Origin of the sequence: Streptosporangium subroseum, from assembly GCF_900188345.1 — a bacterium.
Taxonomy (GTDB): domain Bacteria; phylum Actinomycetota; class Actinomycetes; order Streptosporangiales; family Streptosporangiaceae; genus Streptosporangium; species Streptosporangium subroseum.
Genome location: NZ_FZOD01000008.1, coordinates 50450 through 62621 on the forward strand (window position 1 = coordinate 50450; position 12172 = coordinate 62621).

A 12172-nucleotide genomic window follows, 5' to 3' on the forward strand; every position below is an offset into this window, starting at 1 on the left:
CCGCACGATCCCTTGCCCCCCAGAGCAAAGGTGGACCACCTCGTGAACCACGCGCAAAACGAAGGACTGAGCCGACGCCGCATCCTGGGCGGAGCAGCCGGACTGGCCGCTGGAGCCGCGGCCGTCGCGGTGGGGCTGCCGTCCGGCGCTTCCGCCGCTTCCACGCACATCGCACCCGATCTCACCCGCCGGCGCGATCAAGCGGCGCACGTGACGATCACCCGCGATGACTGGGGCATCCCGCATGTGGTGGGCAAGACCGACGCCGATGCGGTGTTCGGGATGATCTATGCGCAGGCCGAGGACGACTTCAACCGGATCGAGACCAACTATCTGGTCAGCCTCGGCCGCCTCGCCGAGGCCGAGGGCGAGACGGCGATCTGGCAGGACCTGCGCCAGCGGCTGTTCGTCGATCCCGAGGTGCTGAAGAGGGATTACGCGAAGAGCCCGGCCTGGTTGCGCAAGCTGATGCAGGCCTGGGCGGACGGGCTGAACTATTACCTCGCGACGCACCCCGAGGTGCATCCGCGCGTGATCGATCGTTTCGAACCGTGGATGGCGCTGAGTTTCTCCGAAGGCAGCATCGGCGGCGACATCGAGCGGGTGCCGCTCACCCAGCTCGAGTCCTTCTACGGCAACCGCACGGTGCCGATGACCGATGAGGAGCGGGGGCTGCTGTTCCGCGAGCCCAAGGGCTCGAACGGCATGTCGATCGCGCCGAGCCACACGCGGAACGGCCATGCGCTGCTCCTGATCAACCCGCACACCAGCTTCTTCTTCCGCTCCGAGCAGCACGTGACGAGCGGCGAAGGGCTCAACGTCTATGGCGCGGCCACCTGGGGGCAGTTCTTCATCTACCAGGGCTTCAACGCGAACACCGGCTGGATGCACACGTCGAGCGGCGTCGACAACGTCGACGAGTTCGCCGAGACGATCGTGACCGGGGCGAACGGCAGCCGCTCCTACCGCTACGGCAACGCGCTGCGGCCGGTGACGACAAAAAAGATCACGTTGTCCTACAAAACCGCGGAGGGCGGGCGGGCGCGGCGCAGCTTCACCACCTTCGCCACCCACCACGGCCCGATCGTGCGCGAGGCGGACGGCAAGTGGATCGCGTTCGCGCTGATGAACAAGCCCCTCGAGGCGCTGCAGCAGAGCTTCCTGCGCACCAAGACACGGAACTACGCGGGCTACCTCGATGTGGCCGGTTTCAAGGCCAACAGCTCGAACAACACGCTGTTCGCGAGCTCGAAGGGCGAGATCGCCTTCCTGATGCCGCAGTTCATGCCGGTCCGCAACGATCGCTTCGACTATCGCAAGCCCGTCGACGGCAGTGATCCCGCGACCGACTGGCGCGGGCTGTACAGCCTCGCGAGCCTGCCGCAGGCGGTGAATCCGAAGAACGGCTGGGCGTTCAACTCGAACAACTGGCCCTGGACCGCGGCCGGCGCGGACAGCCCCAAGGCCGCCGACTATCCGCGCTACTTCGACCAGGCCGGCGAGAATCCGCGCGGGCCACAAGCGATCCGGGTGCTGAGCGCGCGGCGCGACTTCACCCCGCAGACGCTGATCGCAGCGGCCTTCGATACCTACCTCACCGCCTTCGCCCGGCTTGTTCCGGGGCTGGTCACGGCGTGGGACAGGCTGCCCGAGGGCGACCGGCAAAAGGCGAAGCTCGCCGGCCCGATCGGCCTGCTGCGCGGCTGGGACTATCGCTGGGCCGCGGACTCGACCGCGACTTCGCTGGCTGTGTTCTGGGCCGAGGCGCTCTGGGCGCCCTTGGCCCAGGCTGCGAGGGATGCGGGCATGTCGATGTGGGACTACCTGGCCGACCGCGCCACCGATGCGCAGCGGCTCACGGCGCTCGGGGAGGCGGCGGAGCGGCTGACGCAAGATTTCGGCGGCTGGCAGGTGCCCTGGGGCGAGATCAACCGCTTCCAGCGCAACGACGGCGCGATCGTCCAGAAGTTCGACGATGCCAAGCCGAGCAGCCCGGTGCCTTTCACCTCCGCGCAATGGGGCTCCCTCGCCTCGTTCGGGGCGAGGCGCTATCCGGGAACGAAGCGCTATTACGGCACCAGCGGCAACAGCTTCGTGGCGGTCGTGGAGTTCGGGCCGAAGGTGCGCGCCTGGGCGGTGACGGCGGGGGGCTCGAGCGGGCATCCCGACTCGCCGCACTTCAACGACCAGGCCGAACGCTACGCGAGCGGCAACCTCCGGCCCGTCTATTTCTATCCCGACGACCTCAAGGGCCACATCGAGCGGATCTACAAGCCGGGCAGGTGATCAGCTGTCAAAAGGGAGCCCATCGGCGAGGCGCTCCTCGAAAGCAGCCGTCTTGAGCTGGACATCATCGATCCATTCGTGACCGGGACCGAGGGTTGCTGGACGCCGCGCGGTCGGGCCGGTCGCCTCAGAGCGACCTGATCAACTCCTCCATGAACGTGCGCGGAGCGGCTCAGCTCCAGAGGGTGACGTGGATGGAGGGGCGGAATCGGCCGACGTTGACGCCCGGGCCGCGCAGCATGGCCTGCGTGGCCCGCGGATTGGTGACGAACCGGACGAGCTCAGCGGCTACTGACGACGCGTCGCCTTCGGCGAGGGTCAACGTGGCCCACACCCCGTCGAGCCGGAGGGTCTTCCCCGCGAGGCGGACGAGGCGGCCGTTGGCCAGGTCCTGCGCCACCGCGAAGGAGACCGTCGGCGCCACACCGCTGTTCCGCTTGACCTCCTCTAACGCCGCGGCGTGGCTCTGGAAGATCTGCTGGTGCTCCTCGGGGACGTTGACGCGACGCAGGAGCGCGGGAATCACGCCGATGTTCGCCGCCACCGACGGGCCGAGCAGCCACGTCTCCTCACGCAGTTGGTGGGTGCCGGCATCGAGCTTGGCGAGCGGGTGGTCCGGGCCGGATACGACGATCACCTGGTAGTTGAGGAACGGCCGGCACTCCAGCGACTCGTCCGGGTTTCCCCTCTGGGGCCCGATCGCCACATCCACCGCCCGGGAGTGCAGCAGGGCGCTGAACTGCCGGGGGTCGTGCACGCTCAGCTCCACGTCGAGGTCGGCGGCTCTGCCGGCGAACAGCCCGATCAGGCCGGGGGCCGCGTGCTCGGCGAACAGGCTCGACGCGGCGACACGCAGCAGCCGCCGGCCGCGGCTCGCCTGGCTCACCTCGACGATCGTGCGCTCCTGCAAGCTGAGCATCTCCGCCGCACGGCTCGCGAGCCGCAACCCTCCGGGGGTGAAGGCAAGCCCGGACGCGGTCCGCGTGAACAGCCGATCGTCGAACTCCTTGCGCAGCTGACCGATGTGCAACGAGACCGCGGCCTCCGACACGCCGAGCTCTACCGCCGCCTCCTTGACCGAGCCAAGCCGCACCACGGCGACAAACGCGCGGAGCTGGGTCGGGGTCACGCGTGGAACGCTACTGCACCGATCTCTCCATCAGTAGTGGCAGCGTCGAGAAGAACGATCAGTACGTCTCCGTGGGCACCGGCTCGGGTATGGAGATGTCGCCCTGTACGGCCATGGTGGGCGATGTCTTCGACCTGCTCGGGCGGGTCAGAGGGCTCAGCTCGGTCCGTTCGGACATACACGGCCAGCTGTACAACACCGACGCGGAGGTCAACGTCTCCCAGCCCTTCATCTGCTCGAACGTCTCCCCGTCGAACGACGGCGCGATCGTCACGTGCGGCCCGTTCACCGCCACGACTCCGCAGATCTCGGACAGGCACAACGTCCGCCAGCGGTGGCGGAAGTCGGGCACGGCCACTTTCAACGGCGGCTCGGAGAGCCCCTGGATCATCTGGTAACCGTCGTCGACGTCCGCGTGGAGCCCCCGGCCCGGTCCGGGGGCTCCACGGAACACGAGGGTCAGTCCCGCGGGCGCTCGCCGAGGCGGTCGACCCAGCCGGTGTCCTGGTAGGCCACCCGCGTCAACGGGGAGGACTCCCCCTCCTTCGTGGTCGAGTACTCCAGGAGTTTCGCGCTCTCCTCATCGAAGATCAGGCGGAACTCGAACGAGTCCCCGTCGGAGGTGAAACGCGAGGTGAGGGCAACCCCTGTACGCCCCAACGCATCGGTGACCTCTCCCTGTGACGTGATGCCCGGCTGCTCGGCCAGCACCTTGAACAGGGCGGACCGGGTGCCGGGGGTGAGCGGCGCCCGCAGCAGATCCAGGCTGGTCTGCGGCAGGTATCCGGCGAAGTCGACCCGGTCCTTGGCGCTGCTCTTGCCGTACAGGCTCCGCAGCTGTCGCTCCAGGCCCTCCTTGTCGGTCGGCAGACCGGCCAGACTCTGGATGGTCAGGGTCGGGTTGTCGATCGACAGGATCAGCGGGAGGTCGAGGTCGCCGGTCGACGGCTTGTCCTCCCGTAGAACGGGGGAACCCGCCTTCTTCCACTTCTCCCTGTCCTCCGGGGACCCAAACGTGATCTTCACGTCCTGGTTGCCGACCGTACGGTTGGAGTCGCCCTTCTTCCGCGCGTGCCACGAGTCCTCGGTGTAGGCGGCGGTCGCCGCGTACGACACCTTCGGAGGCGAGGCCTTGAGCTCGCCGATCTTCTTCTCCATCTCCTTGTTCGCGGCCTCCAGCTCCGCCGGCTTGCCCTTCAGCTCCCTCTTTCTGGCCTCCCACTCCTTCACCAGGGTCTTCACCCTGGCCGTGTACTTCGCCTCGTCCACGGTGACCTTCTGGATGACGCGTTCGCGGGTGTACCAGTAGCGGCCCGACTCGGCCGGTTCGCGTGCTGCGGTCACGGCCGCCGCGAGCAGGAAGGATCGGGCGTCCACCGTCTGCGGCCCCTGGGAATCCTGCGAACCCCGGGTGGCCGCCGCGGTGGTGGGCGCGCCGGGTGTGGCGTCTCCGGAGACGAGGCCGGGGACGACGATCACGGCGGCGGCGATTCCCGCGGCGGCCGTGGCCGCGGTGATCAGGAACGGGAGGCGGGGCATCGTGAGTCTCCGGGAGCGCTGAGGGGAACGGGGGGTCTGGAAGGCGCGGGCAAGGTCGTCCGAGCGGCGGCGCAGGTAGGCGTCCTCGGTCAACTCGTCCAGTTCCCCGGGCTTGAGCTGGGCGAACACGCGGTCGGTCATGTCGTCTTCCTTGCGGGATCGGGGGGTCGGGTACGTCATCAGGCCTCCTCGGTGAGCCGTGCGCGGGCCGGGCGCGGGTGGGGCCGCGCGACTCTCGCCTCCGCGCCCAGTGCTCTGTCCAGGCGCTTGCGAGCCCGGTGGAGCCTGACGTTGTACGTACGGGCCGAGCAGCCCATGACGGTCGCGGCCTGGTCGGGCGGCAGCCCGTGCCAGGTGGCGAGTGCCATCGCCTCCACGTCCTGCTCCGGCAGGGTGGCCAGCGCGGCGAGCGCGGTCTCGCGGTCCACGACGTGCTCGGCGATGTCCAGGATCAGGTGGTCCTGGGAGGTGCTGAGCGCCGCGATCCGGTCGACCAGCCTCTGCCGCCGGTGACGCGAGTCCCACTGTTTGGCCAGCAGGTTCCGCGCCACGCCGAGCAGCCACGGCAGCGCCGGATCGGGCAGCTCGTCGAGCCGCCGCCAGGCGATCAGGAAGGTCTCGCTGGACACGTCTTCCGCCATGCCGTGCTCGGTGCGCAGCAGGGCGTAGCCCAGCACGCTCCGGTAGTGCCGGTCGTAGAGGTTGGTGAATCGTTCTTCGGGATCGTCCACGCCCAGTAGTCCCTCCCGGACGGCTCCGATTACCACCCACCTTAGAAATATCTAAAAAAGGACAATAAGGGACAATTAGCAGTCGGCCTCGGGGTCTGCCGCGAGGCCGATGCCCGCCGTCCGTACGCGGCCGTCCAGGTCAGGCCGGGATCTGGCGCGTGGGCCGCCGGGGATGGCGATGGGCCGCCACGGCCGCCGTGAACGAGGTGAGGAACTCCCCCAGGTCCCCGCCCGGCGAGGTGACGACGCCCTGTTCCCGGTTGATCACGACGCGAGCGGGTTCGAGCAGGAGCTCCCCGGCTCCGACGGCGCCGATGGCCTTGCCGTGCTTGTATGCCTCGGTCACAAAATGCACCGCGTCACCGTCCTCCGCGAGGGCCCGTACGCTCTCCTCCCCTCCCGGCACCACCACGGCGTCGAACAGCACGGAGGCCGTGGTGGGCAGCGCCCTGGTCACCGTCACCTCCTCGCCCCCCGCTCCCCGTACGGCTCCGCCCCGCGCGGCCAGGACCTCGCAGACGGCACCCTTGCCCGCCAGGTCCGACATGACGCCCTGGACGTGCGCGGCGTCGACGCCGTCCGCCACGAGGAATGCGATCTTGCGGGTCGCGACGGTGTCCGCCGGCTCGTGGTCCATGCTGAGCGCCGGGGAGCTGCGGCCGTGATTGGCCGTCAGCGGCTGTCCCGGCGCGTCCACCCCGATGCCCTCCGCGACGCTCACGGCCAGGTCGTGGTCGACCTCGTTGAGGTTGTGGACGACGCCCTCCCGGATGTGACGGGCGTCGACCTTGCCCAGTTCGAAGCGGAAGGCCGCGATGATGTGCTCCCGTTCCCAGTCGGCCATGCTGTTCCAGAACAGGGTGGCCTGGCCGTAGTGGTCACCGAAGCTCTCGCTGCGCTTGCGGATCTTGTGGCCGTCGACGCGTTCCTGGTAGTGGGTGTAGGCCGCCTCACCGGCGGGCTCGGGCATGCCGCCGTCGAGGGAGTTGGGGTGGTACGCCGCCCGGCCCTTGTTGATGAGCATCTGGTGGTAGCCGTCGCGATGGTGGTCGTGCACCTCCGCGATCGGCCGGTTGACGGGGATCTGCGGGAAGTTCGGGCCGCCGAGCCTGATCAGCTGCGTGTCGAGGTAGGAGAAGAGCCGGCCCTGCAGCAGCGGATCGTTGGTGAAGTCGATCCCCGGCACGACGTTGGCGAGGTGGAAGGCGATCTGCTCCGTCTCGGCGAAGAAGTTGTCGGGGTTGCGGTTGAGCACAAGACGCCCGACGGGACGTACCGGCACCTGCTCCTCAGGGATGATCTTGGTGGCGTCGAGCAGGTCGAAGTCGAAGGCGTGCTCGTCCTCTTCGGGGACGAGCTGCAGGCCCAGCTCGTACTCGGGGAACGCGCCGCCCTCGATCGCCTCCCACAGGTCCCGGCGGTTGAAGTCGGGATCCTTGCCGGCGACCTTCTGCGTTTCGTCCCACACGAGGGAGTGCGTGCCGAGCTTGGGCTTCCAGTGAAACTTCACGAAGGTGCCCCGGCCTCCGGCGTCGACCAGCCGGAAGGTGTGCACGCCGAAGCCCTGCATCATGCGGAAGCTCCGCGGCAGCGCCCGGTCCGACATCAGCCACATCATCATGTGGGTGGTCTCCGGCTGAAGCTGCACGAAGTCCCAGAGTGTGTCGTGCGCCGAGGACGCCTGCGGGATCTCGTTGTGCGGCTCCGGTTTCACCGCGTGCACGAAGTCGGGAAACTTGACGGCGTCCTGGATGAAGAAGACCGGCATGTTGTTGCCGACCAGGTCGAAGTTGCCCTGCCGGGTGTAGAACTTCGTGGCGAACCCGCGCACGTCCCGCACGGTGTCGGAGGATCCGCGCGATCCGGCGACCGTGGAGAACCGGACGAACACCGGGGTCCGCAACCCGGGCGTGGAGAGGAACTCCGCCCTCGTCAGGGATGCCAGCGAATCGTCATAGGGCTCGAAGAAACCGTACGCGCCCGCGCCCCTGGCGTGCACGACCCGCTCGGGGATCCGCTCGTGGTCGAAGTGAGTGATCTTCTCCCGGAAGTGGAAGTCCTCCATCAGGGTCGGGCCGCGTTCGCCCGCCTTCAGCGAGTTGTCGGTGTCGTCGACCGGGATGCCCTGGTCGGTCGTGAGGAAGGAGCCCCGCTGGTCCACGCGGGCGGCATCGAGCTGCCGGTCCTTCTCCGTACGGTCGTCGCCGGTCATCGTGGTAACCCCGATCAAGCGTTGAGCGGGACCTTCTCGGCCCCCCGGTGTCTCATCTGGACGATCTCGTGGCCGTGCGGCGCGCGATCGAGCGGCGAGCGGGGAGGAGCGCGCCGTCCCGTGCGAATCAGGTCGCCATGACCCAGTCGTGGTGCGGATACCGCGAACGGTCGCCCTGCCGCAGACGGTTCAGGACGAGCAGCAGGACCGTCCCGTACACCACGTGTCCGGCGACCATGACCGCCTGGCGTCCCGGACGGTCACGGTGGGCAGGCGGCATGATGCCGAGGGCGGGCACCCATCCCTGGTAGCTGACGGCCCAGATCGCCAGGCCGTACACGACGCCCAGCGGCAGCCGGGGTTCGCGGCCGTCCATGGTCACGGCGAACAGCGCCCCGGAGGCGGCGCCGAAGGCGAAGTGTGCGACCGTGCCGAGCACGCCCTCGCCCGGCTTGGGCCGATGCCTGTGGCCGGGAAGCGCGGCCCGGGCGATGCGCTTGGGCGGATGTTCCCCCATCAACCCGGCCCGGTCTCCGGCGAGCATCACGGCGCTCATGGCTGCGGTGGCGAGCACGCCGCTGAGGGCGCCCTCCGCGAGATTGCGCATCATTGCGGCTAATTGCCCTGGCCCGAATGCGGAAAAACCGGTGCTCGATTCAAGGTTCTCCCACCTGATCCGCCCACCCGGCTCGCCGTCTGGCTCGTCCCGGTGCCCGATGCCCCCTGCCCGGCGCCCGCCTTCCCTGAGGACCGGCGTTCACCTTCGCGAGGATGAGCACCGCCTCCGCGAGGCGGGCGCCCCGGGTGTTTCCCTCCCGGCGCCGGGTACCGATATACGACAGAAGGATTTTTCGCGGGGAAGTGCGCGGTCGCAGCACCGCTCGGGCATGCACCTCCCCGCCGAGGATCACCCTGGGGAAACGTCGGTGCGATCTTCTAGGCTGAGGTTATGGCACGAGCAAACGAAGACGTGGCAGCCGCGCTGGAGGAATACGCCGAGCTGTTCGCGATGACGGGCGGCGACGCGTTCCGGGTCCGCAGTTATCAGAAGGCGGCCAAGGCGATCGCGGGTTTCCCCGAGGACATCGCGACCACCGCCGTGCGGAGCGTGCCGGGGGTGGGCGAGGCGATCGCCAAGAAGGTCGAGGAGCATCTCGAGAGAGGCAGCTTCCGGCAGCTCGACGAGCTGCGCGGCAAGGTTCCCGAGGGGGTCAGAAGGCTGACCAGGATCGCCTCCCTCGGGCCGAAGACGGCCGCCTTCCTCTACCAGGAGCTCGGCATCGAGTCCCCTGAAGCGCTGGCGGACGCCATCGGGGAGGGGCGCCTCAAGGGCGTGAAGGGCTTCGGCGCCAAGACCGAGGAGAACCTGCTGAAGGGCATCGAGCAGCTTGCCCAGAGCAGTGCCAGGGTGCACCTCGGCGTGGCCATGGACCTGGCGGAGCGGATCATCGCCTCCCTGCCCGCCGAGCGGATCGCCTACGCCGGGTCGCTGCGCCGGATGAAGGACACCATCGGCGACATCGACATCCTCGCGGTCGGCCCCGGGTCCCTGATGGACGACTTCAAGGCCCAGCCGTACGTCGCGGAGGTCATCGCCTCGGGTGAGAAGAAAACCTCGATCCGCACCGTCCAGGGCATCCAGGTGGACCTGCGTGTCGTCCCGGCCGAGTCCTGGGGCGCCGCGATGCAATACTTCACCGGTTCCAAGGAACACAACGTGCACCTGCGCGAGATCACGGTGAAGAAGGGCTGGAAGCTCTCCGAGTACGGTCTGTTCGAGGGCGAGCGGGTGATCGCGGCCGAGCACGAGGAGGACGTCTACCGGGCTCTCGGCATGCAGTGGATCCCGCCGACGCTGCGCGAGGACGGCGGGGAGATCACCGCCGCGCTCCAGGGCGAGCTGCCCGTGCTGGTCACCATGGACGACCTCAAGGGCGACCTGCACACCCACACCGACCTGACCGACGGCATCGCCTCGCTGGAGGACATGGTCGCCGCCGCCCACGCGCGCGGCTATTCCTACTACGCGGTGACCGATCACGCGCCCGACCTGGCGATGCAGCGGATGACGCTGGAGAAGGCCCTGGAACAGCGCGAGCAGCTACACCGACTTCAATCGAAATATCCGGACATGCGGCTGCTGCACGGCAGCGAGCTCAACATCGCCCCCGACGGTTCGGTCGACTGGCCGGCCGAGGTGCTGGAGGGTTTCGACGTGTGCGTGGCGAGCGTGCACTCGCATTTCACCCAGTCGCGCGAGGAGATGACCCGGCGGTTCGTCACCGCGTGCGAGAACCCGCACGTGCACATCATCGGTCACCCCACCACTCGCAAGATCGGCGGGCGCCCACCGGTGGACGCCGACTGGGACGAGGTGTTCCGCGCCGCCGCCCGCACCGGCACCGCGATGGAGATCGACTCCTTTCCCGACCGCTCCGACCTCCCCTCCGACCTCGTGCGGCTGGCTCGCCACCACGGCGTGAAGTTCTCCATCGACAGCGACGCCCACGCGGTGCCCCACCTGGACAACCAGCGGTTCGGCATCGGCATCGCCCAGCGTGCCTGGCTGACCGGCGACGATGTGATCAACACCTGGCCGGTGGAGCGGCTGCTGAACTTTCTGAGACATTGACGCTCAGGAAGTCCCAACCCCTTCACGGATTACCTTGTTTCTTGGTAGGAAATAGGTGTAGGGGGAAAGGGTGGTACCGCATGCCGCACGAGGACTTCGCCAACGAGGCCGTCGACCAGCGCGATCGGGCCGAGCAACTCGCCCGGGGTTATCCGGACCGGCTCCGGCTGGCCGCCGTCGACGGGAAGACCGTCGGCGGCGAGACGGCCGACGAACAGACGGCCACGGAACAGGCCTCCACCGGCGAGGTCGCCACGGAGCAGGTCCCCGTCGGCGAGGCCGTCACGGAACAGGTCCCCGTCCCCGTCGGCGAGGCCGTCACGGAACAGGCCGCCCAGAAGAAGGCGATCGCCGATCAGGCCGCAGATGGGCGGGCGGGCGCCGGGGAGACCGCCGGAGCCATCGTCAAGGAGCTGCCACCGGAGCTGTTCGTCACGCACGGCACCAATGCCGAGATGCGCTGGGAGGCGATGCGCGACGTCGGCTATCACGTGCCCAACGAGCGGTTCTTCGTTCGCAACCACACCTCGACCCCGATCATCGACGCGGCGACCTGGCGGCTGGAGCTGCACGGTTCCGGGCTGAGCAACCCCCGGAGCTTCGGCTACGAGGAGCTGCTCGCGCTCCCCGCGGTGACGCGGGACGTCGCGATCGAGTGCGCGGGCAACGGCCGGAGCCTCTTCGCCGCCCAGCAGCACCAGGAGGTCTCCGGCACCCCGTGGCGACTCGGCGGCATCGGGGTGGCCCGCTGGCGCGGGGTGCCGCTGGCCACGGTGCTGGATCGGGCCGGGCTCACCCCGGACGCCGTCGACGTCATGCCGCGCGGGCTCGATCCCCACTACGTGTGCGACGGGATCGACTTCGGGCCGGTGCGCCGCCCGATCCCGGTGGCCAAGGCGCTCAAGGACGTCATCCTCGCGTACGAGATGAACGGCCGGCCCCTTCCCCCCGACCACGGCTACCCGGTGCGGATGGTCGTCCCCTCGTGGATCGGCCTGGCCTCGGTCAAGTGGGTGGGCGACATCGAGGTCTCCGCCTCACCGCTGGCCTCGCCCTGGACCACCGAGTTCTACCGGATGTTCGGCGAGGCCTACCCGCCGGAGGGCAGCGCGCCGCTGGCCCTCCAGGGAGTCAAGAGCGCCTTCGAGCTGCCCTGGGGCGCCGAACTGCGGGTCGGGCACCCGTACGTGCTGCACGGGCGGTCGTGGTCGGGCAACGGCCGGATCGCCGGGGTGGAGGTGAGCGTCGACGGCGGGGCGACCTGGCAGCGCGCCCACCTGCGCGGCCCGCGCGTGGTCCCGGCCTGGACCCGCTGGCACATCGGCTGGAACCCGCTCCAGACCGGCCCGCACACCCTGCTCGCCCGGGCCGTCGACGAGACCGGCGCGGTCCAGCCGCCGCAGACCCCGCACAATAACTTCGGTTATCTCTTCGACGCCGTCGCGGGCCATCCTGTGACGGTCGTGAACGGATAAACGTCAACGGATATACGAAACGCCGGCCGCATTGCAGCACGGGAGTCACAAAAACCACAGGGCGAATACATACACAACCCTTACCTACGGGAAACCGTTCGAATCGTTTCCCCTGAACGGCGACCATATCGGGTGATCAGGCAGGGCGTGTCACCGTAACCCCCCGCC

At 68.8% G+C, this 12172-nt stretch carries 9 protein-coding genes; 4 read left to right on the plus strand and 5 right to left on the minus strand.

The features are described 5' to 3' along the window. Nucleotides 1-42 precede the first annotated feature (42 nt). On the plus strand, nucleotides 43-2286 hold the full coding sequence (locus tag CHC08_RS10680; RefSeq protein WP_245878254.1) for a penicillin acylase family protein: 2244 nt from the start codon (nucleotides 43-45) through the stop codon (nucleotides 2284-2286). A gap of 172 nt (nucleotides 2287-2458) precedes the next feature. On the opposite strand, the gene CHC08_RS10685 is transcribed toward CHC08_RS10680, so the two are convergent. Next, nucleotides 2459-3415 carry a LysR family transcriptional regulator gene (locus CHC08_RS10685; RefSeq protein ID WP_089207062.1) on the minus strand — a complete coding sequence of 319 codons (957 nt, stop codon included), beginning with the start codon at nucleotides 3413-3415 and terminating at the stop codon, nucleotides 2459-2461. Between the two features lie 2 nt (nucleotides 3416-3417). Between CHC08_RS10685 and CHC08_RS10690 the strand changes: the two genes are divergently transcribed. Then, nucleotides 3418-3813 (plus strand): hypothetical protein, encoded by a 396-nt coding sequence (locus CHC08_RS10690; protein ID WP_089207063.1) that lies wholly within the window; start codon nucleotides 3418-3420, stop codon nucleotides 3811-3813. 61 nt (nucleotides 3814-3874) lie between these two features. Here the strand turns inward: CHC08_RS10690 and CHC08_RS10695 are convergent, their stop codons facing one another. The 4 genes from CHC08_RS10695 to CHC08_RS10710 form a co-directional block, all read right to left on the minus strand. Further along, the gene (locus CHC08_RS10695) at nucleotides 3875-5134 is read right to left on the minus strand and encodes a CU044_5270 family protein (protein ID WP_089207064.1); all 1260 of its coding nucleotides are present in this window, start codon (nucleotides 5132-5134) and stop codon (nucleotides 3875-3877) included. Further along, a complete protein-coding gene (locus CHC08_RS10700) occupies nucleotides 5134-5721 on the minus strand; it encodes an RNA polymerase sigma factor (RefSeq protein ID WP_179281977.1) in 588 nt (195 codons plus the stop codon). The genes CHC08_RS10695 and CHC08_RS10700 overlap by 1 nt, the downstream gene beginning before the upstream one ends. Nucleotides 5722-5824: 103 nt before the next feature. Then, complete coding sequence (locus tag CHC08_RS10705) at nucleotides 5825-7897, minus strand: catalase (protein ID WP_089207066.1); 2073 nt, start codon at nucleotides 7895-7897, stop codon at nucleotides 5825-5827. A gap of 127 nt (nucleotides 7898-8024) precedes the next feature. After that, nucleotides 8025-8507, minus strand: a complete 483-nt coding sequence (locus tag CHC08_RS10710; RefSeq protein ID WP_089207067.1) for a DUF6789 family protein — start codon at nucleotides 8505-8507, stop codon at nucleotides 8025-8027. 339 nt (nucleotides 8508-8846) lie between these two features. Between CHC08_RS10710 and polX the strand changes: the two genes are divergently transcribed. Both polX and CHC08_RS10720 read left to right on the plus strand, forming a co-directional pair. Next, nucleotides 8847-10529, plus strand: a complete 1683-nt coding sequence (polX, locus tag CHC08_RS10715; protein ID WP_089207068.1) for a DNA polymerase/3'-5' exonuclease PolX — start codon at nucleotides 8847-8849, stop codon at nucleotides 10527-10529. Between the two features lie 80 nt (nucleotides 10530-10609). Further along, on the plus strand, nucleotides 10610-12004 hold the full coding sequence (locus CHC08_RS10720) for a sulfite oxidase (RefSeq protein ID WP_089207069.1): 1395 nt from the start codon (nucleotides 10610-10612) through the stop codon (nucleotides 12002-12004). Nucleotides 12005-12172: the final 168 nt, after the last annotated feature.